The sequence below is a fragment of the Paraburkholderia sp. GAS348 genome, from assembly GCF_050434205.1.
Taxonomy (GTDB): domain Bacteria; phylum Pseudomonadota; class Gammaproteobacteria; order Burkholderiales; family Burkholderiaceae; genus Paraburkholderia.
This window is the reverse complement of sequence record NZ_JBNPVT010000004.1, coordinates 334,070-358,186: the sequence shown is the minus strand read 5'-3', so window position 1 is coordinate 358,186 and position 24,117 is coordinate 334,070. Positions and strand designations below refer to the sequence as shown.

Genomic DNA, 24,117 nt, shown 5'->3' with positions numbered 1-24,117 from the left:
GTGTCCGAGGCAGAGATTCTTGAACGCATCCGCGCCATCTTCAAAGAGAACTTCGCGATCGAGCCGGAGCGCGTGACACCCGGCGCGCACCTCTTCGAAGACCTCGATCTCGACAGCATCGACGCCGTCGACCTTGCGATCAAACTGCAGGAAATGACCGGCAGCCGCATCAAGCCGGCCGAATTCAAGTCGGTGCGCACGGTCGGCGATGTGATCGGTGCGGTCGAATCCCTGCTGGCGGCACAAGGCTGATGCCAGCTGTGCGCTCGCGAATGCAAGCGGTGGCGAGCCAGCCCGCTGAGGCATCGCTCGGCACTCAGCGCCACTGGGGCAAAACGGTGGTGCAGGTCCTGCTGAAACTCGCGTATCCCGCGTTGATTCTGTGTGCCTGGCGTTGGGACACGCCGCGCTATGTCGGCTGCATGCTGTTTGCGATTTTGTGGCTGCAACGCTGGGCCGGTAGCGGTCCGGTCGCGACCTCGCTGCGCCGGCTCTCCGCGATCGACCGGACCGTGGTCGGCTTGCTGAGCTGCGCCTCGGCGGCGATCGTGTTCACCAACAGCGAACTGCTGTTGCGCCTCTATCCGTCGCTCGTGAATCTGGGGCTGTTGATTGCGTTCGGCGCGACGCTCGTGCGCGGGCCGTCGATGATCGAAAAATTCGCGCGGCTGGGCAATCCGAATCTGCCGCCGGGCGCGGTGCGCCATACGCGGCGCGTGACCCAGGTGTGGTGCGGTTTCTTCGCGCTGAACGGCGCGTTCTCCGCTTATACGGCGCTGTACTGGAGCCGCGCAAGCTGGTCGCTCTATAACGGCGCGATCGCTTATGGGCTGATCGGCGTGCTGCTGGTGGCCGAGGTCATCTGGCGTTATCTGGTAGTGCTGCCGCGAGCCGCGCGTTCGGAGGCCGCATGATTGCGTTGCATGATCTGTTGTCGGCAGGCCATGGGGCCGCGGTCGCGAATGCACCGGTATGCCGCGACGGCGCGACGGTGCTCGACCGCGCTGCGTTTCGCGCGCGCGTCTCGGCGCTGGTCGCACTGATGCAAACGCAAGACGCGCAACGTTTCGCGTTGTGCATCGACGATCCGTTCGATTTCGCCTGCGCATTGTTTGCGTTGTTCGCGTGCGGCAAGGAGCCGGTGATTCCGGCCAACGCGACGCCGGGCTATCTCGCCGATCTCGCAGACGCGTACGACGCCGTGCTGACCGACGCCGACCTGACGCAGGGTGCGCGAAACGCCGATGCCGCCGCCACACACGCGCCAGGCGCCGCGCATACGATCGATCCGCAAGCCCGGTTGACGCTCTACACCTCCGGCAGCAGCGGCACCCCCAAGCCGATCCGCAAGACGCTCGCGCAATTCAATGCCGAAGTGCACACGCTCGAACAGCAGTGGGGCGCTCTGGTCGGCGATGCGACGATGCTCGCGAGCGTGCCGCATCATCACATCTACGGTTTGCTGTTTCGCGTGTTGTGGCCGCTTGCCGCGGGCCGCGCGTTCAACCGCGCGATCAGTATCGAGCCTGTGCATTTGCAAACGCAGATCGAGCAATGCGGCGCGACGGTGGTCGTCTCGACGCCCGCGCAATTGTCGCGTTGGCCCGCCTTGCCTGGCTTCGCCGCGTTGACGCCGGCGCCGCGTGCATTCTTTTCTTCAGGCGGCCCGCTCGCCCTGGAAGCCGCGCAGGAATACGCGGCGGCCCACGGCGCGGCGCCGTTCGAAGTTTACGGCAGCACGGAAACTGGCGGCATCGCCTGGCGTCGTCAGGACCAGACCGATGCTTGGCAACCGATGACCGGCGTCGAAGTGCGCCGCGACGAAGACGGTGCGCTAAACGTTCGCTCGTCGCATCTCGATCACGCCGGCTGGCATCGCACGGACGACAAAATCGCGTTCGACGCCGATGGCCGCTTCCGTCTGCAAGGCCGGCTCGATCGCGTGCTCAAGCTGGACGGCAAGCGCGTGTCGCTGCCGGAACTCGAAGCGCGTCTCGCGCTGCATCCGTATGTTGCGCAAGCGGCGATCGTGCCGCTGGAAGGCGCCTCGCGCGAGCGTGTCGGCGCCGTGGTGGCGCTGACCGAGGCCGGCAGCGAGGCATTGCGCGCCGAAGGCCGCGTGCTGCTTGCGCAAACCCTGCGCCGGCATCTCGCTGCCTATTTCGATGTGGTGGTGCTGCCGCGTCATTGGCGTTTTCGCCTCACGTTGCCGTTCGACGCGCGCGGCAAACTGCCGGTGGCCGCGGTCGCGGCGGCTTTCGAGCCGCGCGCGGACGGTGTGGAAGTGCTTGCCGAAGCCCGCAGTGCCGACACCTTGCACTACGAACTGCGCGTGCCGCCGACGCTCGTGCATTTCGCCGGCCACTTCCCCGGTCTGCCGATTCTGCCGGGCGTCGTCCAGGTGCATTGGGCCATGCATCTGGCCGCCGAGCACGTGCCCGCTGTGCGCACGCTGGCATCGATCGACCGGCTCAAGTTCATGGCGCCGGTGTCACCGGGCGCGGTGCTGAATCTTACGCTCGCACACGACGCAGCGCGTGGACGCGTGCGGTTCACGTACCGGCTGAGCGGGCGCGAATGCGCATCCGGCGTGATCGTGTATCGGGAGCCTGCCTTATGAAATTCGCTCCGTGCATTGTGATTCCGATTTACAACCACAAGGACGCGATCGGCGCGACCGTTGCCCGCCTCGCGGTGCACGGCTTGCCGATCTGTGTTGTCGACGACGGCAGCGATGAGGCCACCCAGCAGGTCCTCACCGCGCTCGCGCAACAGTATGCGGGGCAGCTCACGCTGCTACGCTTGCCGGTCAATGGCGGCAAGGGCGCAGCCGTGATGACGGGGCTGCGCGCCGCGCGCGCTGCGGGTTACACGCACGCTTTGCAGATCGACGCCGACGGCCAGCACGACGCGGCCGATGTGCCGCGTTTCATCGAAGCGGCGCGAGCCGAACCGGGCGCGGTGATCCTGGGCCGCCCGGTCTACGACGAGAGCGTGCCGAAATCGCGCCTGTACGGCCGTTATCTGACGCACGTATGGGTGTGGATCGAAACGCTCTCGCTGACGATTCGCGATTCGATGTGCGGCTTTCGCCTCTATCCGCTAGCGCTGGCCTGCGAGCTGATCGACAGCGTGCAACTGCCGACGCGCATGGACTTCGACATTGAAATTCTGGTGCGCCTCTACTGGCGGCGCGCGGCGTTCCACTCGATTCCGACGCGCGTCACGTACGCAACCGATGGCGTCTCGCATTTCGACGTGCTGTGGGACAACGTGCGCATCAGCCGCAGCCACACGCGGCTCGTGTTCGGCATGTTGTGGCGTCTGCCGATGCTGCTCGCGCACAAAGTGATGCCACGCCGCCCGGCCATTGCAAACGAACCGGGCAAGCAGGACGAACCGGGCAAGCAAGCCGAACAGGGCGAACAAGCCGAACCCGGCAAGCAAGCCGAACCGCGCGAACAGAGCCCGCAGGACTGGTGGCGGATCGCCGAACGCGGCAGCCATTTGGGCATGTCGTTGCTCGCGCTCAGTTGCAAGCTGTTCGGCCGGCGGTTTACCGCGCTCTGGCTGCATCCGATCGTCGCGTATTTTCTGCTGACGGGCCGCGCCGCCCGCGAGGCGTCGAGCAACTACTTCACGCGTCTCGGGCAAGCCGCGCCGCATGGCGATACGCCGCGTCCGGGTTGGCTGTCCGCGTATCGACACATGCTGGCGTTTGCGCAATCGGGCTTCGACAAGCTCGCGGCATGGTCCGGCCGGGTCAACAACACTGAGGTCAAATTCGAAGATCCAGCCGCATTCGAAGCCTTGGTGGCGAGCGGCAAGGGTGCGCTCGTGATCGGCGCGCATCTGGGCAATCTGGAAATGACCCGTGCGCTCGCCACGCAAGGCGCCTACGCGAAAGTCACCGCCGTGGTCTACACCGAACACGCGCGGCGCTTCAATAGCGTGCTGGCGTCGGCGAATAGCCAGTTCGCGCGGCATCTGCTCGAAGTCAGCGACTTCGGTCCCGAGACCGCCATGTTGATGCAGGAGCGCGTCGACGCGGGCGAACTGCTGGTGATCGTCGGCGACCGCGTGCCGGCGCGCGAAGCGGGCCGCACGACCGAAGCGCAATTTCTCGGCTCGGCCGCCCCGTTTGCGCAAGGCCCCTACGTGCTCGCGCATGCGTTGGGCTGCCCCGTCTATCTGTTCTTCTGCCTGAAAGAGCACGACGGCTACCGTCTGTATTTCGAACCGTTCGCCGAACGCATCGAGTTGCCGCGCCGCGAACGCGCGCAGCATCTTGCCGCGTGGGCGCAGCGTTACGCGGCGCGCCTCGAACACTATTGCCGCAAGGCACCTTATCAATGGTTCAATTTCTTCGATTTCTGGGCCAGCCCCAAGCGAGGCACACATGGCCGAACATGATCTGATCGAGACGCTGAACGTCAGCGCAAGTGAGAACACCCGCGCGAACGCCGCGGCGGTGACGATCGGCGGGCGCAAGCTGACGATCGAAGAGGTCGTTGGGATCGCCCACCATCGCGCGCCGGTTGCGTTGAGCGCCGATCCGGCGTGGCGCGCGCGCATCCAGCGCGGCGCGGATTTTCTGCGCCGGCATCTGGCGGCGGGCGCGACCGTGTACGGCGTCAACACCGGTTATGGCGATGCGTGCGTGGTCGACGTGCCGATGGAGCTCGTCGAAGCCTTGCCGTTGCAACTGACGCGCTACCACGGCTGCGGGATGGGCCAGTATCTCGACGACGCGCAAACGCTCGCGGTGATCGCCGCGCGGCTGAACTCGCTGGCCTACGGTTTTTCCGGCGTGCGCCCCGTGTTGCTCGAGCGTCTCGCCGATCTGATCAATCATCGCGTGTTGCCGCGCATTCCGTCGGAAGGTTCGGTCGGTGCAAGCGGCGATCTGACGCCGCTTTCGTATGTGGCCGCCGCGCTTGCCGGCGAACGCGATGTGATGTTCGAAGGCACCCTGCGCAATGTGCGCGAGGTATGGACCGAACTCGGTCACACGCCATTGACGCTCGCGCCGAAAGAAGGCCTCGCGTTGATGAACGGCACCGCGGTGATGACGGGCCTCGCCTGTCTCGCGTTTGCGCGTGCCGATCATCTGACGCGCCTCACCGCACGTCTCACGGCGCTCTCCACCATCGCACTCGACGGCCGCGCCGCGCATTTTGACGCAACCCTGTTCGAAGTGAAGCCGCACGCAGGGCAGGCCGAAGCCGCGGCATGGATTCGCGACGATCTGACCGGGCGCGACGATACGCCGGGGCATCGTCTGCAAGACCGCTATTCGATTCGCTGTGCGCCACATGTGATCGGCGTCGCGCGCGATGCCTTGTCGTGGGTGCGCCGCGATGTCGAGAACGAACTGAACAGCGCGAACGACAACCCGTTGATCGATCCCGACAACGAGCGCGTACTGCACGGCGGCAACTTCTACGGCGGCCATATCGCGTTCGCGATGGACTCGCTGAAGGTCGCGGTCGCCAATCTCGCCGATCTGATGGACCGGCAGCTTGCACTCCTGGTCGACGTGAATTTCAACAACGGCTTGCCGCGCAATCTGTCCGGTGCGGCCCCCGCGCGTGCCGCGATCAATCATGGGTTCAAGGCGGTGCAGATTTCGTCGTCCGCATGGACGGCCGAAGCGTTGAAAAACACGATGCCCGCAAGCGTCTTCTCACGTTCGACCGAGGCGCACAATCAGGACAAGGTCAGCATGGGCACGATCGCCGCGCGCGACTGTTTGCGTGTGCTGGAATTGACGGAGCAGGTCGCCGCCGCGCATACGCTCGCGACGGTGCAAGCCGCCCGGTTGCGTTTGAAGATCGACAGCGCCACGCCGGTTCCCGCGCCGCTGCAAGCCTTCATCGACAGCGTGACGGCGCAGTCGCCCTTCGTCGACGAAGACCGCGCGCTGGAAAGCGACCTGCGCGCACTGACCGCGCGCATCGCCGCGTGCGATTTGCTGAAGGACTATCGCGGAGGCTCGCACGCATGACCGCCTCCCCTAAAGTGCTGACAGCCAGCGCGATGGTCGAAGTGCCGTTTCACGACGTCGACGCGATGAACGTGTGTTGGCACGGCCACTATCTGAAGTACTTCGAGATCGGCCGCGCGGCGCTCTTACGCACCTTCGACTACGACTACCGCGAGATGCAGGCCTCGGGCTACCTGTGGCCGATCGTCGAGGCGCATCTGAAGTATGTGCGCCCGGCCACCTATGGCCAGGCGATCGAAGTGCGCACGCAACTGCTCGAACACGAGAACCGCCTGAAAATAGGCTATGAAATTGTCGATTGCGCGTCCGGTACGCGGCTGACGAAGGGCTACACGATCCAGGTCGCGGTGGATGCCGCGACGCAGGAATTGCAGTTCGTGTCGCCGCCGGTCGTATTCGAAAAGCTGGAGCGCGTATGGGGACGATGAGCCTGCGCGCTGTGGCCGCGGGCGCGTGGCTCGCGCTAGGCACCCTGAGCGCATTGGGCTTGGCAGCATGGCCGACGCTGGCGTCCGCGGCAGAAGAAGCGCAGGCCGCGGGCAACCCGGCCCTGGTCTCGCAAATCGCCTCCCATCTCGCACAAGCCAAGGGAGTGCGCGCGCAATTCACGCAGACGCAGACGCTCGCCGCGATGAAGCAGCCGCTCGTCAGCACCGGTTCGCTGCTGTTCTTCCGCGATCGTGGCGTGATCTGGCAGATCGACACGCCGTACAAAGCCACCTACGTGATCACCGACGCGGGCGTCGCCGAAGTCGACGCCAACGGCCAGCGCATCGCGGCGCACAGTGCCCAAGGTACGCGCGGCGTCGCACAGGTCTCGAAGATGATGCGTGCGATGCTCGGCGGCGATCTGTCGGCGCTGTATTCGCAATTCGACGTGCAGGCCGAAGGCAGCGCCGCGCAGTGGCGCATGCAACTTACGCCGAACCAGCCGCAGATCGCGCAGTCGATCAAAGGCTTGCAGATGAATGGCGGCGACTATCTGCGAAGCCTGCGCATCACGCTCGCGAACGGCGACGTCACGACGCTCGACTTTGCAAAAAGCGTGGCGGTGACCGAACCGACGCCCGCTGAGCGCAGCTTGCTCGGAGCGCCGTGATGCGGGTGCTGCAACAGCCGTCCGCGAAACAGCCATGGGGCATGCGCGCCGCGTGGCTGCTGCTCGCGCTCGCCGCGGCGCTGTATTGCGGCTGGCGTTTCGCGGGACCTTCGCCGTTGCAGACCAATCTGCTGGCGTTGCTGCCTGCCACCGAAGCGGATCCGGTTGCTGAAAAGGCGGTCGATACGCTGGCGGGCGCGCTGGGCGACCGCACCGTTTTTCTGGTCACCAGCAACGATGACGCGCACGCGAAAGCGGCCGCGAAACAGCTCGGCGCGGCATTGCAGAAGAGCGGGGCGTTTGGCTCGGTGACGGCGGAATTGCCGCCGTTCGATCTGTCGCAGATCGCAGCGTTGTACATGCCCTATCGCTTCGGTTTGCTGGCGCCTGCTGACCGCATGGCTCTCGCGCAGAACAGCGCTTCAAGCGCGACATTGCACGACACCCCGCAGGAAGTCCCCCGCCCCGAAGGAAGTCCCCTTGGGGGACTGGGGGACGCGCTCGCGCAGCGCATCTACAGCCCATTACGCGGCGGTTTGACCACGCCGCTCGCCGACGATCCGTTCGGCTGGCTCGAACACTGGCTCGGCGGTTTGCCGCTCGCCACGTCGAATCTCGAACTCGAAGACAACATGCTGGTGTCGCATCGCGGCGCCACAACCAGCGTACTGATCGTCGCCACGCTGCCGGGCTCGGCCTACGAATCGAAGACGCAGCACACCGTGCTCGCCGCGCTCGCACAAGGCGAAAGCGCCTTGAAGCAGGCGTTTCCCGACGTGTCGGTGGCGAGAACCGGCGCGGTGTTTTACGCGGAATCGGCACGCAGCGCCTCGGAACACGAAGTGCACCTGATCGGCGTTGCGTCCCTGTGCGGGATTGCGCTGTTGATGATGTGGGTGTTCCGCTCGCCGAGGTTGTTGCTACTCGGCTTCGTTTCGACGGCGCTCGGCATCGTTTGCGCGCTCGCGGTGACGATGCTGATGTTCGGCCAATTGCATCTGTTGACGCTGGTGTTCGGCGCGAGCCTGATCGGCGAAGCGGTCGATTATTCGATCCAGTATTTTGTGGTCTATCTTGGCGCGGGGCGCGATTGGGATTCGCGCCGCGGTGCGCATGCGGTACGTCCGGCCTTGACGGTTGCGCTTGCCACCAGCCTGCTCGGCTACGCGATCCTCACGTGGGTGCCGTTTCCCGCGCTCAAACAGATCGCATGCTTTGCGATGGCGGGCATCGTCACGGCGTTTGCGTCCGTACTGTGGTTGTTGCCCGCGCTGCTCACGCGCCCGCCGAGGCGCAGTCCGCAGCGGGTGTTCGCCGGGGCGGCGCGTGTCCTGACGGTCTGGCATCGCACGATTGGCGGCAAGCGCGCGTGGTTCGTCGCGGCGCTGTTGCTGATCGTGGCGATTCCCGGCTGGCTGCGTCTGACCAGCGACGACGATATCCATCTGCTGATCCAGCGTGATCCTTCGCTGGTCGCACAGGAAGACAAGGTGCGCGCGGCGGTCGGCGTCGATAACAGTGCGCAGTTTTTTGTGGTGCGCGGGGAGACGCCGGAGATCGTGCTGGAACGCGCCGAAGCGCTGGGCGCGAAGCTCGACGGCTTGAACGGCTTGAACGGCACGGCGAACAAGGTCGGCGACTATCAGTCAGTGGCGCAGTTCGTGCCGTCCGCGAAACAGCAAGACGAAGACCGCGCATTGCTCGCGCAGCATGTTTTCAACGACCCCGCAGCATTGCGCGCCACGCTGCTGCAAGCAGGTTTTAAAGACGAAGTTGCCGATGCGTGGCTCGCCGCGTATGCGAAACCGCAGCCGCCGCTCACGGTCGACACGTGGCTCGCCACGCCGTGGTCGCAGCCCTACAAACATCTGTGGCTGGGTGCTGTCGATTCGACCGCCAAAGCGTACGCAGCGGTCGTGATTCCACAAGGCGTGACGCCGCAGAACGAACCCGCGCTGATCGCTACTGCGCAAGCGCTGCCGGGCGTCGTCTTCGTCGATAAAGCGGCGAGCGTATCGAAGTTATTCGGTGCGTACCGCGTGGATAGCGGCTGGTGGCTCGGCGGTGCGCTTGCACTCGTGCTCGTCCTGCTGATGCTGCGCTACGCCCCGAAGGAAGTCCTGCGCCTCGAAGGAAGTCCCCTTGGGGAATTGGGGGATGCCTCGCAGAAAGTCTCCGGCCCCGAAGGAAGTCCCCTGCCCCGAAGGAAGTCCCCGCGGGGGATTGGGGGATCGGGAGACGCCCGGCAGAAAGATTCCTTGGCGGACCACGTGCACGGCGGCATCGCCGTCACGCTGCCAGTGTTGCTCGCGGTCGGCGTCACGCTCGCGGTGTTCGGCTACGCCCACGTGCCACTCAATCTTTTCAACTGGCTTGCGCTGATGCTCGTGCTTGGCGTTGGCGCAAACTATGCGGTGTTTCTGCGCGAAGGCTGCTTGCGCGCAGACGCTGATCTAGGCGCGGTGTGGACCGGCGTGCTGCTCTCCGCGGCCACCACGCTGCTGTCGTTCGGCATGCTCGGCATGAGTGCGATGCCCGCGCTGAAGAGCTTCGGCGCCACGCTCGCGCTCGGCATTGCGGTATCGGTGCTGCTCGCGCCGATCGGCATGCCATCGGAATCAAGGAGGGCCGCATGAAGGCGCCATCAGTTTATTTGCATGCGCTCGGCATGATCAATGCGCTCGGCGGCGACCTCGATGCAATCGTCCCGGCGCTTGCCGCCGCGCGCGCACCCGGTATGGCGAATGCCCATACAGGCATTGGCGAAGCGTTTGTCGGCAGCGTGCTCGCGCCTCTCGATCTGGCGCCGCCGGCCGCACTCACGCGTTACGACTGCCGTAATAACCGCTTGTTGCTGGCCGCGCTGGCGCAAATCGCACCCGCGATCGAGGCGGCACGCGAGCGTTACGGCGCGCATCGGCTTGGCGTGGTGCTTGGCACCAGCACGTCGGGTGTCGAAGCGGCCGAAGCCGCATTCGTCTATCAGGCGCAAGCGGGCAACCTGCCAATCAACTTTAATTACCGGCAGATGGAGATTGGCACCGCCGCGCCGTTTGCCGCTGCCGCGCTCGGCGTGCAGGGCCCGGCGTTTACGATCTCGACCGCTTGCACCTCGAGCGCGAAGGCTTTTGCGTCGGCGCGCCGGCTGCTGCAATTACGGCTTTGCGATGCGGTCGTGGTGGGGGGCGTCGATTCGCTATGCGAGCTGACGGTGCAGGGTTTCGCCTCGCTCGAATCGACCAGCGGCGTACGCGCCAATCCGATGAGCCGCAATCGTTGCGGGATCAACGTCGGCGAAGGCGCCGCCGTGTTCCTGATGAGCCGCGACGAAGCGGAAGTGCGGCTCGCGGGCGTCGGCGAATCGAGCGACGCGCATCACATTTCCTCGCCCGACCCGCTAGGCGTGGGCGGTGAACTCGCATTGCACGCAGCGCTGGCCGATGCGGGCGTTGCCTCGTCGGCGATCGGCTATGTGAATCTGCATGCCACCGCCACGCGCAAGAACGACGAGATGGAAGCGAAGCTGATGGCGCGTGTCTTTCCCGACGGTGTGGCGACGAGCGGCACCAAACCGCTAACGGGTCACCAGCTCGGCGCAGCGGGCGCAACCGAACTCGCCTTCGCGTGGCTGACGCTGGCCCGCGACAACGTGCCGCTGCCGCGTCATCTGTGGGACGGCGCTGCCGATCCCGCTTTGCCGGCGCTGGATCTGGTCGAAACCGAACGCTTTCTGCCGCGCGGCGCTGGGCCGCACTATGTGATGAGCAATTCGTTTGCGTTCGGCGGCAGCAATGTCAGCCTGATCCTTGGACGGTGACACGCGCGATGACCCAGACGCCCTCCATTCAGGATCTCGTCCTGCAACCTATCGAAGCGATCATCCCGCATCGCGGCACGATGCTGCTGATCGATGCCGTGAACACCTTCAGCGAAGACGCACTCAGCGCGCGCGCAACCGTACACGCCGACGCGTGGTATGCCGACGCCGACGGCGCGATGCCTGCCTGGGTCGGCGTCGAGTTGATGGCGCAGACCATCGCGGCGCACATCGCGTTGCTCGCCATGCGCGGTGGCGGCAGAGCGCGTCCCGGTGTGCTGCTTGGCTCGCGCAGCTATAAAGCTTTGCAACCGTCGTTCGCTGGCGGCGCCAGGTTGCTGATCCATGCAACCGCATTGCTGCGTAGCGAAGAAGGCCACGCCGCCTACGAATGCACGATCCACCATGGCGACGTGTGTTGCGCCACGGCGGTCATCAAGGTCTTTCAGCCGCCCGATTTTCAGTCATTCATCGAAGGGAGTTTCAGTTCATGAGCCGGCGTGTTCTCGTTACCGGCGCAAGCCGCGGCATCGGCCGTGCGATTGCGTATCAGTTGGCCGCCGACGGCTTCGCGGTGTCCGTGAATTGCCGCACGGGCCGCACCGAAGCCGAAGCAGTCGCAACGGGCATCGCCGCGCAAGGCGGCACGGCGCGCGTGCTGCAATTCGACGTGCGCGCGCGCGCCGTGTGCCGCGAAGTGCTCGAAGCGGATGTCGCGGCGCATGGCCCGTACTACGGCATCGTGTGCAGCGCGGCCGTGACCCGCGACGCCGCGTTCCCCGCGCTCACCGAGGAAGACTGGGACATCGTGATCGAAACCGGTCTCGACTCGTTCTACAACGTTGTCCACCCGTTGACCATGCCGATGGTGCGGGCGAAGAAGGGCGGGCGCATTGTCACGATCGCGTCGGTCTCCGGCGTGATGGGCAATCGCGGCCAGGTGAACTACAGCGCGGCGAAGGCCGGTCTGATCGGCGCGACCAAGGCGCTCGCCGTCGAACTGGCGACGCGCAACATCACAGTCAATTGCGTGGCGCCGGGTTTGATCGAAACCGGCATGCTCGACCAGATGCCGCTCGAGCACGCGTTGAAGACGGTACCGATGAACCGCGTCGGCCGGCCTGCCGAAGTGGCGTCCGTGGTCGGCTTCCTGATGTCGGATGCGGCCTCGTACGTCACGCGTCAGGTGATCGGCGTCAATGGCGGGATGGTGTGATGAAGCGCGTCGTCATTACCGGCATGGGGGGCGTCACGGCGTTCGGCGATAGCTGGGACGTCATCGAAGCCCGCCTGAAGAGCGGCGTGAACGCGGTGCGCCGCATGCCCGAGTGGGATTACTTCGAGTCGCTGCATACGCGGCTCGCGTGTCCGTTGCCAGGCTTCACGGCGCCGGCGCATTATCCGCGCAAGAAAATCCGCTCGATGGGGCCGGTGTCGATGTATTCGGTGCGCGCGAGCGAACTGGCGCTCGCCGACGCGGGCCTGTCCGAAGACGTCAACATCAAGGACGGCCGCATGGGCGTCGCCTACGGTTCGTCGTCGGGTTCGGTGCAGCCGATTCGCGCGTTCGGCACGATGCTCGAAACCGGTTCGATGAGCGACGTCACGTCGAACAGCTACGTGCAGATGATGCCGCACACCACGGCGGTCAACGTCAGCCTGTTCTGGGATCTGAAAGGGCGGATCATTCCGACTTCGTGCGCGTGCGCGTCGGGCAGTCAGGCGATCGGCTACGCGTATGAAGCCATCCAGACCGGCAAGCAGACGCTGATGCTGGCGGGCGGTGCGGAAGAGCTGTCGGGCCCGGCGGTCGCCGTGTTCGATACGCTGTACGCGACCAGCACGCGCAACGACGAGCCGCATCTCACGCCGCGTCCATTCGATGCCGCGCGCGACGGCCTCGTGGTCGGCGAAGGCGCGGCGACGCTGGTGCTCGAAGAATACGAACACGCGGTGGCGCGCGGCGCGCGGATTCACGCGGAGATCGTCGGCTTCGGCTGCAATTCGGATGGCGCGCACATGACGCAGCCGACCGCCGAAACCATGGCGCTCGCCATGCAGCTCGCGTTGAAAGATGCTCAACTGCCGCCCGAAGCGATCGCCTATGTGAACGCGCACGGCACGTCGACGGACCGTGGCGACATCGCCGAAAGCCATGCGACCGCGCAGACCTTCGGCGCACGCATGCCGATCAGTTCGCTCAAGAGCTACGTCGGCCATACGCTCGGCGCGTGCGGCGCGCTGGAAGCGTGGTGGAGCATCGAGATGATGAAGCGCAACTGGTATGCGCCCACCTTGAATCTGGAGAACGTCGATCCGGCCTGCGCGACGCTCGATTACATCGTCGGTACGGGCCGTGAGATCGACGCTGAACATGTGATGAGCAACAACTTTGCATTCGGCGGCATCAACACGTCGCTGATTTTCAGGCGCGTTCGATGAGCGCGGCGCTGCAACGCGTGGTCGTCACCGGCATGGGGATCGTGTCGTGCCTCGGCAATACGCTCGACGAAGTGTCCGCCGCGTTGCGCGCGGGCCGCTCGCGCATCGAGCGGCTCGACGCCTGGCGTGAGCGCGGTTTCGGATCGCAGGTGGCGGGCGTTGCATCGGTCGCGCAGGAACCGCCGTTCGGGCGCAAGCTCGAGCGCTTCATGGGCGACACCGCGCGCTTTGCGTGTCACGCCGCGAAGAAAGCGATCGACGATGCCGGGCTCGACCCCGCCGTGCTGCGTTCGCCGCGCGCCGGTGTAGTGATCGGCTCGGGCGTCGGCACGCTGTCGAGTTACGACGCGGCGGTGTCGATTGCGAATGCCCGCGGCGTCGACAAAGTGCCGCCGTACACGGTTCCGCAGGCGATGAGCAGCACCGCGTCGGCCAATGTGGCGCAGGTGTTCGGACTCGAGGGCGTGAGCTATTCGCCGTCGTCGGCGTGCACGACGTCGGCGCTCGCGATCGGCCAGGCGATGCAGCTGATCCAGACTGGCCGCCAGGAGATTGTGCTGGCCGGCGGCAGCGAAGCGCTGCACGACAACACGACGCTGTTGTTCGACTCGATGGGGGCGTTGTCGCGCGGCTTTAACGATGCGCCCGAGCACGCCTCACGTCCCTACGATACGGCGCGCGACGGCTTCGTGATCGCTTCGGGCGGCGGCGTGCTGGTGCTCGAATCGCTCGATCACGCGTTGGCGCGCGGCGCCCGTATTTACGCCGAGTTGACTGGCTTCGGCGATTGCACGGACGCCGCCGGCATGGTCACGCCGCATGCGGCCGGCATTGCGCGAGCGATGCGCGGCGCGCTGGGCGAAGCGGGCAAGCGTCCGGATTACATCAACACGCATGCACCTTCGACGCCGCTTGGCGATGTCGAGGAGTTGCGTGCATTGAGCGACGTATTCGGCGGCGAAGTCCCCGCGTTCTCGTCGACCAAGGGGATGACCGGGCATCCGCTCGGCGCATGCGGCGCGCACGAAGCGATCTACACGTTGCTGATGATGCGCGACGGTTTCATCGCGGGGACGGCGGCCATCGGGACGCCGGCGCCGGGCGTCGACGGCATGCCGCTCGTGCGCACGACGCGTGACGCGCGCATTGGCACGGCAATGTCGATTTCATTCGGGTTCGGCGGCAGTTGCGCAAGCCTGATGTTTGACCTGTGGCGTGGGCTGCATGGGCGGCAAGCGTCAGCGACGGTTCGTGAAAAGTAAGGGTGCAGCGTAATGCAGTTCCGAGCAAGCAAACGATTGAGGCAACTATGAATTCGTCAAAGCGCATGACTGTCGACGTAGCGGTCATCGGCGCAGGTCCGGCAGGCGCCGTCGCGGCGGCGCTATTGCGCCGGGCGGGCCGCTCGGTGCTGGTGCTGGAGCGCCAGCATTTCCCGCGCTTCTCGATCGGCGAAAGTCTGCTGCCGCAAAGCATGGCCTACCTCGAAGAGGCGGGCATGCTGCAGGCGGTCGTCGAAGCCGGTTTCCAGTACAAGAACGGCGCGCATTTCATTTATCGCGGCCAGTCTTCGGCGTTCGACTTTCGCGACAAGCATTCGCCGGGGTGGGGCACCACGTACCAGGTCGAGCGCGCGGTGTTCGACGATATTCTGATTCGCTGCGCGGCGGAGCAGGGGGCCGACGTGCGCTTCGGCCATACGGTTCGCGCGATGCCGCCGGGCGAGAGGGGCAGCAAGCCGGTGCTCGACGTGATCGACGAAGCGGACAACGCGTATGAAGTCGAAGCGCATTTCGTGTTCGACGCGAGCGGCTTCGGCCGCGTGCTGCCGCGCTTGCTGAATCTCGAAGCGCCCACGCGCATGCCGACGCGCGCCGCGATCTTCACGCACGTGCGGGACGGCATTCCGGCTGGCGCGACCGACCGCAACAAGATCTACGTGGCGACGCACCCGGAGCGCCGCGACGTGTGGTTCTGGATGATTCCGCTTGCAGGCGGCCGCTCGTCGGTGGGTTGCGTGGCCGAGGCCAGTTTCCTCGATGTGCCGGAAGCCGACCGTGACGCGAAGCTACGCGCACTGATCCAGCAGGAGCCGACACTCGGGCCGTTGATCGGCAACGCGCCGTTCCTGATGCCAGTGCGTCACATCGGCGGTTACGCGGCGAACGTCGAGCGCTTGCATGGGCCGGGTTATGCATTGCTCGGCAACGCGGGCGAATTTCTCGATCCGGTGTTCTCGTCCGGCGTGACGATCGCACTGCGGTCCGCGCATCTCGCGGTGCAGACGTTGAACCGGCAACTGGATGGCGAGCAGGTCGATTGGTCGGCCGCTTACGACGTGCCGCTGCGCAAGGGGATCGACACGTTCCGCGCCTTCGTCGAGCGCTGGTATACGGGCGAATTGCAGGACATCATTTTCTATCCGAAGCAGACGCCCTCGATCCGTCGCATGATCAGCGCAGTGCTGGCCGGTTACGCGTGGGATGAATCGAATCCGTATGTCGCCGATCCGGTGCGCCGGCTGAATGCGTTGCACGATGTGTGCACGCCCCAGTGATTGGGCTACACGGCACGAACAAACAAAAACGGCGCTTCCCTCAAGAAGCGCCGTTTTTTATACAACCGCCCGAATCGGTTCAGGCGTCAGCCCGCAAATCCAATCAAGCCGCGATCTTTGCCACGCGCGGTGCATGCTGACGCACGTCGTCGCGACGATGCACGCGTTTGCCCGCGGCATACGTTTCGTAGATCGCGCGGTCGTCGCCGAGCAGCGCGAACGCGAACAGCAGTTCTTCGAGCGATTCGGTGCGTGCGGTACGGCGTGCGAGCAGCGGTGTGGCTTGCGGATCGAGCACGACGAAGTCGGCTTCCGACTTCGGCTTCAACGTGCCGACCTTGTCGGCCAGATCGAGTGCTTCCGCCGCACCCGCAGTGGCCAGATAGAACATCCGCGTGGCCGTCAGATGATGCCCGCTCAGTCGCGCGACCTTGTGCGCTTCGTTCATGGTTTGCAGCATCGAGAAGGAGGTGCCGCCGCCGACGTCCGTCGCCAGTGCGATCGGCATGCCGGCTGCGTCGGCCTTGTCGAAGTCGAACAGGCCGCTGCCGAGGAACAGATTCGAGGTCGGACAATGCGAGGCGACCGTGCCGGTTTGCGCCATGCGCTTGCGGTCTTCCTCATCGAGGTAGATGCAATGGCCGTACACGGCGCGGCGGCGCAGCAGGCCGTAGTGATCGTAGATGTCCAGGTAGCTGCGGTGGCCCGGGAACAGATCGGCGACCCACTTCACCTCGTCGGTATTCTCGGCGACGTGGCTCTGGATGAAGATGTCCGGATGCTTGCCCGCCAGCACGCCGCAGGCTTCGAGTTGCGCTTCGGTCGAGGTCGGCGCGAAACGCGGCGTGAGCGCGTACATCTGGCGGCCACGGTTGTGCCAGCGGCCGATCAATTCGGCGCTGTCGTCATAGCCCGATTGCGCGGTGTCGCGCAGGAACTCGGGGCAGTTGCGGTCCATCAGCACCTTGCCGGCCACCATGCGCAGATTGCGCGCTTCGCTTTCGGTGAAGAGGGCGTCGGCCGATTCCTTGTGGACCGTGCAATACACGAGCGCGGTGGTCGTGCCGCAAGCCAGCAGTTCTTCGACGAAGAAACTCGCCGTATCGCGTGCATAGGCCGGGTCGGTGAAGCGGCGCTCGGTCGGGAACGTGTACGTGTCGAGCCAGGGCAGGAGCCCCGGCGCCGGCGACGCGATCATGTCGGTCTGCGGATAGTGGATGTGCGTATCGATGAAACCCGGCACGATCAGCTTGTCGCGCATCTCCTGCACCACGGTGCCCGGCGCGAGTTGCGGCGCGAGCGCTGCATACGCGCCTGCGGCGACGACATGGCCGTTTTCGACAATCAGCAAGCCGTCCTCGTTGAAGACCGCCGCGCTGGGCGATTGCGCAGGATCGCCGTTGAAGGTCAACAGTTGCGCGCGGAATGCTGATTGGGTGGGTTTGGCTGATTGTGCCGATTGAGTCATGAAAAACCGTCTCCGTATTTGTGAGGAGCTAAGCCGCGCGGACGACGGTTTGATTCGGGCGCTGAAACGAACCCGTGCCGCCGCCGGCTGCTATTCATTGGCCCGTCAGTGCGGGCCGCCTGGGTGCCAGTGCGCGTCGAGCTTCGCGATCAGTTCGCCGCGTTGCTCGGGCGTGACGAACGACGCTTCGAAGCTGTTGCGGATGATCGTGTAGACCTCGGCATCGTTGAGCTTCAACGCGTCGATGGTGGCGAAATAGTTGGCGTTCACGTAGCCGCCGAAATAAGCCGGATCGTCGGAATTCACCGTGACGGCGACGCCGCGATCGAGCAGGTCCTTCAGCGTGTGCCTGGTCATGTCGTCGAACACGCAGAGCTTGAGGTTCGACAGCGGACACACGGTCAGCGCGACGCGCGTATCGGCGAGGCGCGTGACGAGTGCCGGATCTTCGATGCTGCGCACGCCGTGGTCGACGCGATCCACTTTCAGCAGATCGAGCGCTTCGTAGATGTACGACGGCGGGCCTTCTTCGCCCGCATGCGCGACCAGCTTCAGACCGAGCGCGCGTGCCTTGGCGAATACGCGTTCGAACTTCGACGGCGGATGACCACGTTCGGACGAATCGAGACCCACGCCGATCAGGCGATGCTTGTATTGCTCGAACAACGGTAGTGCTTCTTCAAAGGTGGCGAGCGCGTCTTCTTCGGATAGATGGCGCAGGAAACACAGAATCAACTTGCTCGACATGCCGCGCTTTTCCGCATCGGCGAGCGCGCGTTCAATGCCGGCCACGACAGTGGCGATCGGCACGCCACGCTCCGTATGCGTCTGCGGATCGAAGAAGATTTCGCTATGAATCACGTTGTCGGCGAGACAGCGTTCGACATACGCCGTCGTCATGTCGTAGAAGTCCTGCTCGTGCAGCAGCACGCTCGCGCCGGCGTAATAGATGTCGAGGAACGATTGCAGATCGGTGAACGCGTACGCGGCGCGCAAGGCTTCGATCGAGTCGTACGCAAGCTTCACGCCGTTGCGTTCGGCAAGCGCGAAGATCAGCTCGGGTTCGAGCGAGCCTTCGATATGGATGTGCAGCTCGGCCTTCGGTGCGCGAGCGGTTTTCTCGATGAGTGGCGTAGGGGCAGCGGTTGTTGTATTCATGGTCGGTCAGGAGTTCGTTGGAGTCGGTTCACGCCGGATGCGGGATGCAGGGCTGGATGCAATCGCGTTGGGGCGGCGGGTCGATTGTGCGGCAAATCAGACCGTCTGCGCCGCATGCGCGCCCGCATTCGCCTCTACGGCCTGCAACACCTGTGCGGCCGCCGAGATCGCGATGATCTCCGGCGACTTGTCGACGATGCCGTCGACGCCGAGCGGGCACTTCATCCGCGCAATCCGCGACGGATCGATGCCGCGCGCGGCCAGCCGATGTTCGAACTGCTTGCGCTTGGTGTGCGAGCCGATCATGCCGAAGAACGCGAAATCGCCGCGCCGCAGAATGCGCTCGGCCAACTCGAGATCGCGCGCATGGTTGTGCGTCATCACGATGAAGTACGTGTGCGGCGCGGCCTGGTCGATGGCTTCGTCGGGCGCGTCGTTCGGATCGATCTTCACGTTCGGCGCATGCAGCGTTTCCACGGGCGGAAACTGCGCGTCGCGCTCGTCGACCCAGCGCACGGTGCAAGGCAGCGTGGCCAGCACGCGAACCAGCGCCGCGCCCACGTGACCGGCGCCGAACAGCACGACCTGGAAGTCGCCTGGCGCGATGGTTTCGGTGAGCAGCGCGCCGCTGTCGTCGAAACCGGCGCCGTCCCACAGCAGACAGTCGGCGGCATCGACACCCGGCTCGGGGTCGGACAGCATCACCGCATCCGGTGCGGGGCCGAATGATACGCTACGCACCGTCGATTGGCCCGCGGCCACGCGTTTCGCGAGCGACGTGATCCAGCCGAGGTCGCCGATGTCGAGGCGCTCAAAGGCGAGAATCACCGCGCCGCCGCAGCATTGGCCGAGACTGGGTCCGAGCGCGAAGCGTTCGAGGCGGCGCATGTGCGGCGAGCGCATGCCGTCGCGCAGCACCTGGCGCGCGGTCTCGATGGCCTTCCATTCGAGGTGTCCGCCGCCGATCGTGTGCTTCGCCGATTCGCGCGTGACGATCATCTTGGTGCCGGCTTCGCGGGGCGCCGAACCTTCGACGCGTGCGACCGTCACCAGCACGGCGGCGTCGCCGTGCGCGAGCAGGTGTTGCAGGTCAGGTAGCCAGGCTTGCATCCGGCGGTTCTCCATACGTGGCCGCGTGGGGTGTCCGTGCGGCCGGTTGAGCGTGGCGGGACGCGTTCGTGTCGCGTCGGGCCTTGGCTTTGAGTTGCTTAACGTCGTTCAACGTTTCGTCAAGTTGCTAATCCGGCGTGATTACGATCGTAGCCGTGGCTGCCGCTTCCGTTGCTTGTTCCGCCGGTTGTCCTGTCGCGGGTTCCGTCGTCGTCACGGGCGATTGCAACGCGTCCAGCGCATCGAGAATCGCTTCGGGTGTCGCCGGCGCGCGAAGCTGCGGCGCGTTTTCCGCACCCGGCACCGCGGCCGCAACCGCGTCACGAATCGCGAGGAATACCGAGAACGGCAACAGCAGCGGCGGCTCGCCGACTGCCTTCGAATGGAACACGGTCGGCTCGACGTTCTGATTCTGATAAAGCCGCACATTGAACGCCGTGGGCGTATCGCTGACGGCAGGAATCTTGTACGTCGACGGCGCGTGCGTCATCAGGCGGCCATCCCGGTTCCACCACAATTCTTCCGTAGTGAGCCAGCCCATGCCTTGAATGAAGCCGCCTTCCACCTGGCCGATATCGATTGCCGGATTGATCGATTGTCCGGCGTCGTGCAACACGTCCGCACGCACCAGTTTCCATTCGCCGGTTAGCGTGTCGATCACCACTTCCGACACCGCCGCGCCGTACGCAAAGTAATAAAACGGGTGACCGGTCAGCGTTTGGGCGTCCCAATGCACTTTCGGCGTCGTATAGAAACCGTCCGACCACAACTGCACGCGCGCCAGATACGCTGCGCCGACCAGTTGCTCGAACGGCATCGCGCCGCCGTTCACCGACACTTCACCGTTGGCGAATTCCACCGTTTCGGCGGCGCCGCCGAGTTGCTTCGCCGCGAGTTTGGCGAGCCGGTCGCGAATGGTGCGCGCCGCGGCTTCGGCGGCTTTGCCGTTCAGGTCGCTGCCGGTGGAGGCGGCGGTCGCCGAGGTATTGGCGATCTTCGACGTATCGGTTGCCGTCACGCGCACGCGCGAAAGCGGCAAACCGAGTTGATTCGCGACGACCTGCGCGACCTTCGTGTTGAGCCCCTGGCCCATTTCGGTACCGCCGTGATTGACGAGCACCGAACCGTCTTTGTACACGTGGACCAGTGCGCCGGCCTGATTCAGAAACGGCACATTGAACGAGATGCCGAACTTCACCGGCGAGAACGCGAGGCCGCGTTTGAGCACCGGACTTTTTGCATTGAACGCGGCGATCGCTTCGCGGCGCGCGAGGTAGTCGCTGGTCTCCAGCAACTTATCGGTCAGCGGCGCGATGATGTTGTCTTCGACGCGTTGCCCGTATGGCGTCGTGTCGCGTTCGCCGATGCCGTAGTAGTTGGCGAGCCGCACGTCGAGCGGGTCGCAGTGCAATTGACGCGCGATGCTGTCGAGCATCACTTCCATCACCAGTGCCCCTTGCGGGCCGCCGAAGCCGCGGAACGCGGTGTTCGATTGCGTATTCGTCTTGCAGCACAGCGCGACGATGTCGACGTCGGACAGGTAGTACGCGTTGTCGACGTGGCAGACGGCACGGGTTGCGACCGCACCCGACAGGTCGGCGGAATAGCCGGCTCTCAAGGCTATTTCCACGCGCGCGCCGAGTATGCGGCCGCTATCGTCGAAGCCCGCTTCGTACTCGTAGACCGCGTCGTGGCGCTTGCCGGTGATCATGAAATCGTCGTCACGATCGGCGCGCAGTTTGACCGGGCGGCGCAGCAGTTTCGCCGCCAGCGATGCCACGCACGCGAACAGCGCCGATTGCGATTCCTTGCCGCCGAAGCCGCCACCCATCCGCCGGCATTCGCACACGACGTTATGTGCCGGCCAGCCGAGCATATGCGCGACGACCTGCTGCATTTCGCTCGGATGCTGCGTCGAACTGTAGACGAGCATGCCGTCCATTTCCTTCGGCACGGCGTAGGCGATCTGGCCTTCGAGATAAAACTGTTCCTGGCCGCCGACTTCGAACGTGCCGCGGATCTTATGCGGCGCGGCGGCGATTTTCGCCTCGGGTTCGCCGCGCTTCAGATGCATCGGCGGCAGGACGAACTGCTTTTTGGCTTTCGCCTCGGCGGGCGTGAGGACGACTTCGAGCGGTTCATATCGCACGACGTCATCGCTTTTGGCCAGCGCTGCGGCGCGCCGCGCGAGCTCATGAGTCTCGGCGATCACCGCGAACACCGGTTGGCCGAGATACAGCACTTCGTCGACGGCGAGAATCGGATCGTCGTGCAGTACCGGGCCGCAATTGTTCTCGCCGGGGATGTCTTCGGCGGTCAGCACCGCGATCACGCCAGGCGCTTTTCTGACGGGATCCAGATCGAGCGACACGATCCGCGCGTGCGCGTGCCGCGAGAGTCCAAGCGCTGCGTGCAGCGTGCCTTGCAATTCGGGGACGTCGTCGGTGTAGGTGGCTTCACCGCTCACATGCAGCGTGGCGGATTCGTGCGGCAGCGACACGCCGATCGCCGTCTCGCTTTCCTGAGCGATGGCGTGCCTCGCAGCGTGTTCGACGAAAGCATCGGTCCGGTTCATCACGACGACTCCTTCGCAACAACCGCGTCCGGCACGCCGGCTTCGTACGCGAACGCATTCACGTCGAAGAGGGCGAGTGGCGCGTCATCGCGCGTTTCGAGGTGGAAGCGCCACAACAGGTTGCGCGCCACCTTCAGTCGATAGGCGCTCGAGGCGCGCATGTCGGTGAGTGGCTGGTAATCGGCGACGAGTGCGTTCATCGCTTGCCGCGCAGTGCTTTCGTTCCATGTTGCGCCGTTCAGCGCGGCTTCGGTTTGCGCGGCGCGTTTAGGCGTCGCAGCCATGCCGCCGAATGCAATACGTGCCTCCGTGATCACGCCGCTTTCGCCGATGTGCAGCGCGAACGCGGCGCATACCGCGGAGATGTCCTGATCGTAGCGCTTCGATACCTTGTAGGTGCGGAAGCGCAGGTCGCGCGCCGGACGCGGCACACGCAGCGCCGCGACGAATTCGCCGGCCGCGAGCGCGGTTTTCTGATAGCCGAGGTAGAACGCGTCGAGCGTCAGCGTGCGGGTTTTGGCGCCGTGACGCAGCACGACTTCGGCGCCGAGCGCGAGCAGCGCGGGCATCGAATCGCCGATTGGCGAGCCATTCGCGACATTGCCGCCGAGCGTGCCGGCATTGCGGATCGGCAGCGACGCGAAGCGCGTCCACATCTCGGCCAGCTCGGGGTAATCGACAGCGAGCGCGGCGTAGGCGTCTTCGAGTGTGACGGCGGCGCCGATTGTCAGCGTTTGCGCGTCGTGTTCGATCGTCTTCAATTCGGCGACGTTGCCGATATACAGAATGTCGCCGAGATCGCGGAACTGCTTGGTGACCCACAGGCCGACGTCGGTGCTGCCGGCGAGGAGGCGCGCATGGGAATGCTCCGCGCGTAGTTTGGCGAACGCGTCGAGCTTGACCGGTGCGTAGAAGGTGGGCGAGCCGAACGCGGCGCCGCGCGTGTCGGGCGCGCTGTACTCGAACGTGTCACGGCGTTGGATCTCGCGCAGCTGGTCCGCGATCGCCTTGCGGTCCAGCGTCACGCGCGGGTATTGCGGGTAATCGAACATCTTCTGCGATGCGTCGACAATCGGCCGGTAGCCGGTGCAGCGGCACAGATTGCCGGACAGCGCAGCGTTGATCTCATCGCGAGTGGGCAGGCCGGCGGTGGCCGGCTGGTTTTCGTACAGCGCCCACATCGACATCACAAAGCCGGGGGTGCAAAAGCCGCATTGCGAGCCGTGGCAATCGACCATGGCCTGTTGCACGGGATGCAGGGCGCCGTCGGCGGCGCGCAGGTCTTCGACGGTGAAGAGGGCTTTGCCGTCCAGCGTCGGCAGGAACTGAATACAGGCATTGACCGCTTTCAGCGCGAGCCCGCCGCGCGCATCCAGTTCGCCGATCACAACGGTGCAGGCGCCGCAGTCGCCTTCCGCGCAGCCTTCCTTGGTGCCCGTGCAATGCAAATCCTCGCGCAGATGCTGAAGCACGGTGCGCGACGCCGGGACGCCCGCGACCTCACGGACGGACCCTTGGTGATAAAAGCGGATGGTTTGCGTTGTCATGGCGAATCCGAAAGACAGTGCGGACCGGGCGCGCGTTACGCGTGGGGTCGCGCCAAAGCCGGCCTCGCGCACGTAGATCGCCATCCAGGTTCGAAGATAGCACTACCCCGTCCCGAAAATATTTCCCAACTCGCATGAAGCTTATTCGGAAGCGGTCATGTGATAAGTACGATTCGCGCTGAGGCGGGAAGTTGCGTGGCCAGGGGCGGATTGGGGAAAACCAAGCGGGGCGGGGGAGTGCGGGGGAGTGCGCAGCGCTTGCTGGCGGGCCATCTCCGGCTTTGGCATGGCCGAATTTATGGGCGCGAGCCTATGTGAAAACGCCGGCCTTCGAGCC

At 65.1% G+C, this 24,117-nt stretch carries 19 protein-coding genes; 14 read left to right on the top strand and 5 right to left on the bottom strand.

Going from position 1 to position 24,117, the window contains the following annotated elements; all coding sequences use genetic code 11:
- From P3T22_RS09635 to P3T22_RS09570, 14 genes are read left to right on the top strand one after another with little or no spacing between them, the layout of a single operon-like run.
- Nucleotides 1-252 (top strand): acyl carrier protein, encoded by a 252-nt coding sequence (locus P3T22_RS09635; RefSeq protein ID WP_063496965.1) that lies wholly within the window; start codon nucleotides 1-3, stop codon nucleotides 250-252.
- The gene (locus tag P3T22_RS09630; RefSeq protein WP_063496964.1) at nucleotides 252-914 is read left to right on the top strand and encodes a hypothetical protein; all 663 of its coding nucleotides are present in this window, start codon (nucleotides 252-254) and stop codon (nucleotides 912-914) included. Before P3T22_RS09635 ends, P3T22_RS09630 begins: the two co-directional genes overlap by 1 nt.
- Nucleotides 911-2,620, top strand: a complete 1,710-nt coding sequence (locus P3T22_RS09625) for an AMP-binding protein (protein WP_429324839.1) — start codon at nucleotides 911-913, stop codon at nucleotides 2,618-2,620. The genes P3T22_RS09630 and P3T22_RS09625 overlap by 4 nt, the downstream gene beginning before the upstream one ends.
- On the top strand, nucleotides 2,617-4,413 hold the full coding sequence (locus P3T22_RS09620; RefSeq protein ID WP_429324838.1) for a glycosyltransferase family 2 protein: 1,797 nt from the start codon (nucleotides 2,617-2,619) through the stop codon (nucleotides 4,411-4,413). The genes P3T22_RS09625 and P3T22_RS09620 overlap by 4 nt, the downstream gene beginning before the upstream one ends.
- On the top strand, nucleotides 4,400-6,007 hold the full coding sequence (locus P3T22_RS09615; protein WP_063496961.1) for an HAL/PAL/TAL family ammonia-lyase: 1,608 nt from the start codon (nucleotides 4,400-4,402) through the stop codon (nucleotides 6,005-6,007). Before P3T22_RS09620 ends, P3T22_RS09615 begins: the two co-directional genes overlap by 14 nt.
- Nucleotides 6,004-6,435 carry an acyl-CoA thioesterase gene (locus P3T22_RS09610; RefSeq protein ID WP_063496960.1) on the top strand — a complete coding sequence of 144 codons (432 nt, stop codon included), beginning with the start codon at nucleotides 6,004-6,006 and terminating at the stop codon, nucleotides 6,433-6,435. The genes P3T22_RS09615 and P3T22_RS09610 overlap by 4 nt, the downstream gene beginning before the upstream one ends.
- Entirely contained in the window at nucleotides 6,423-7,106 is a 684-nt protein-coding gene (locus P3T22_RS09605; RefSeq protein ID WP_063496959.1) for a LolA family protein, read from the top strand. The genes P3T22_RS09610 and P3T22_RS09605 overlap by 13 nt, the downstream gene beginning before the upstream one ends.
- Nucleotides 7,106-9,742 (top strand): MMPL family transporter, encoded by a 2,637-nt coding sequence (locus P3T22_RS09600; protein ID WP_429324837.1) that lies wholly within the window; start codon nucleotides 7,106-7,108, stop codon nucleotides 9,740-9,742. Before P3T22_RS09605 ends, P3T22_RS09600 begins: the two co-directional genes overlap by 1 nt.
- A complete protein-coding gene (locus P3T22_RS09595) occupies nucleotides 9,739-10,923 on the top strand; it encodes a beta-ketoacyl-[acyl-carrier-protein] synthase family protein (protein ID WP_429324836.1) in 1,185 nt (394 codons plus the stop codon). Before P3T22_RS09600 ends, P3T22_RS09595 begins: the two co-directional genes overlap by 4 nt.
- A gap of 8 nt (nucleotides 10,924-10,931) precedes the next feature.
- The gene (locus P3T22_RS09590; RefSeq protein ID WP_429324835.1) at nucleotides 10,932-11,417 is read left to right on the top strand and encodes a hotdog family protein; all 486 of its coding nucleotides are present in this window, start codon (nucleotides 10,932-10,934) and stop codon (nucleotides 11,415-11,417) included.
- Nucleotides 11,414-12,139 (top strand): 3-ketoacyl-ACP reductase FabG2, encoded by a 726-nt coding sequence (locus P3T22_RS09585; protein WP_429324834.1) that lies wholly within the window; start codon nucleotides 11,414-11,416, stop codon nucleotides 12,137-12,139. The genes P3T22_RS09590 and P3T22_RS09585 overlap by 4 nt, the downstream gene beginning before the upstream one ends.
- Nucleotides 12,139-13,365 carry a beta-ketoacyl-ACP synthase gene (locus P3T22_RS09580; protein ID WP_429324833.1) on the top strand — a complete coding sequence of 409 codons (1,227 nt, stop codon included), beginning with the start codon at nucleotides 12,139-12,141 and terminating at the stop codon, nucleotides 13,363-13,365. The genes P3T22_RS09585 and P3T22_RS09580 overlap by 1 nt, the downstream gene beginning before the upstream one ends.
- Nucleotides 13,362-14,627, top strand: coding sequence for a beta-ketoacyl-[acyl-carrier-protein] synthase family protein (locus tag P3T22_RS09575; RefSeq protein WP_429324832.1), 1,266 nt, complete (start codon nucleotides 13,362-13,364; stop codon nucleotides 14,625-14,627). Before P3T22_RS09580 ends, P3T22_RS09575 begins: the two co-directional genes overlap by 4 nt.
- A gap of 47 nt (nucleotides 14,628-14,674) precedes the next feature.
- On the top strand, nucleotides 14,675-15,922 hold the full coding sequence (locus P3T22_RS09570; protein ID WP_429324831.1) for an NAD(P)/FAD-dependent oxidoreductase: 1,248 nt from the start codon (nucleotides 14,675-14,677) through the stop codon (nucleotides 15,920-15,922).
- Nucleotides 15,923-16,025: 103 nt separating this feature from the next.
- Here the strand turns inward: P3T22_RS09570 and guaD are convergent, their stop codons facing one another.
- From guaD to xdhA, 5 genes are all read right to left on the bottom strand, one after another.
- Complete coding sequence (gene guaD / locus P3T22_RS09565; RefSeq protein WP_429324830.1) at nucleotides 16,026-17,390, bottom strand: guanine deaminase; 1,365 nt, start codon at nucleotides 17,388-17,390, stop codon at nucleotides 16,026-16,028.
- A 105-nt stretch (nucleotides 17,391-17,495) separates the two neighbouring features.
- Nucleotides 17,496-18,548, bottom strand: a complete 1,053-nt coding sequence (locus P3T22_RS09560) for an adenosine deaminase (RefSeq protein WP_063496950.1) — start codon at nucleotides 18,546-18,548, stop codon at nucleotides 17,496-17,498.
- Between the two features lie 96 nt (nucleotides 18,549-18,644).
- On the bottom strand, nucleotides 18,645-19,658 hold the full coding sequence (xdhC, locus tag P3T22_RS09555; protein ID WP_063496949.1) for a xanthine dehydrogenase accessory protein XdhC: 1,014 nt from the start codon (nucleotides 19,656-19,658) through the stop codon (nucleotides 18,645-18,647).
- Between the two features lie 127 nt (nucleotides 19,659-19,785).
- The gene (xdhB, locus tag P3T22_RS09550; protein WP_063496948.1) at nucleotides 19,786-22,233 is read right to left on the bottom strand and encodes a xanthine dehydrogenase molybdopterin binding subunit; all 2,448 of its coding nucleotides are present in this window, start codon (nucleotides 22,231-22,233) and stop codon (nucleotides 19,786-19,788) included.
- A complete protein-coding gene (xdhA, locus tag P3T22_RS09545) occupies nucleotides 22,233-23,780 on the bottom strand; it encodes a xanthine dehydrogenase small subunit (RefSeq protein WP_082855177.1) in 1,548 nt (515 codons plus the stop codon). Before xdhA ends, xdhB begins: the two co-directional genes overlap by 1 nt.
- Between the last annotated feature and the right edge of the window lie 337 nt (nucleotides 23,781-24,117).

Bases quoted from the DNA above. Each gene is read 5' to 3' on its own strand.
- P3T22_RS09605 (WP_063496959.1), top strand. From the start codon at position 6,423: ATGGGGACGATGAGCCTGCGCGCTGTGGCCGCGGGCGCGTGGCTCGCG.
- xdhC (WP_063496949.1), bottom strand. From the start codon at position 19,658: ATGCAAGCCTGGCTACCTGACCTGCAACACCTGCTCGCGCACGGCGAC.
- P3T22_RS09630 (WP_063496964.1), top strand. From the start codon at position 252: ATGCCAGCTGTGCGCTCGCGAATGCAAGCGGTGGCGAGCCAGCCCGCT.
- P3T22_RS09610 (WP_063496960.1), top strand. From the start codon at position 6,004: ATGACCGCCTCCCCTAAAGTGCTGACAGCCAGCGCGATGGTCGAAGTG.
- guaD (WP_429324830.1), bottom strand. From the start codon at position 17,390: ATGACTCAATCGGCACAATCAGCCAAACCCACCCAATCAGCATTCCGC.
- xdhB (WP_063496948.1), bottom strand. From the start codon at position 22,233: ATGAACCGGACCGATGCTTTCGTCGAACACGCTGCGAGGCACGCCATC.
- P3T22_RS09600 (WP_429324837.1), top strand. From the start codon at position 7,106: ATGCGGGTGCTGCAACAGCCGTCCGCGAAACAGCCATGGGGCATGCGC.
- P3T22_RS09620 (WP_429324838.1), top strand. From the start codon at position 2,617: ATGAAATTCGCTCCGTGCATTGTGATTCCGATTTACAACCACAAGGAC.
- xdhA (WP_082855177.1), bottom strand. From the start codon at position 23,780: ATGACAACGCAAACCATCCGCTTTTATCACCAAGGGTCCGTCCGTGAG.
- P3T22_RS09615 (WP_063496961.1), top strand. From the start codon at position 4,400: ATGGCCGAACATGATCTGATCGAGACGCTGAACGTCAGCGCAAGTGAG.
- P3T22_RS09560 (WP_063496950.1), bottom strand. From the start codon at position 18,548: ATGAATACAACAACCGCTGCCCCTACGCCACTCATCGAGAAAACCGCT.
- P3T22_RS09590 (WP_429324835.1), top strand. From the start codon at position 10,932: ATGACCCAGACGCCCTCCATTCAGGATCTCGTCCTGCAACCTATCGAA.
- P3T22_RS09595 (WP_429324836.1), top strand. From the start codon at position 9,739: ATGAAGGCGCCATCAGTTTATTTGCATGCGCTCGGCATGATCAATGCG.
- P3T22_RS09575 (WP_429324832.1), top strand. From the start codon at position 13,362: ATGAGCGCGGCGCTGCAACGCGTGGTCGTCACCGGCATGGGGATCGTG.
- P3T22_RS09580 (WP_429324833.1), top strand. From the start codon at position 12,139: ATGAAGCGCGTCGTCATTACCGGCATGGGGGGCGTCACGGCGTTCGGC.
- P3T22_RS09625 (WP_429324839.1), top strand. From the start codon at position 911: ATGATTGCGTTGCATGATCTGTTGTCGGCAGGCCATGGGGCCGCGGTC.
- P3T22_RS09585 (WP_429324834.1), top strand. From the start codon at position 11,414: ATGAGCCGGCGTGTTCTCGTTACCGGCGCAAGCCGCGGCATCGGCCGT.
- P3T22_RS09570 (WP_429324831.1), top strand. From the start codon at position 14,675: ATGAATTCGTCAAAGCGCATGACTGTCGACGTAGCGGTCATCGGCGCA.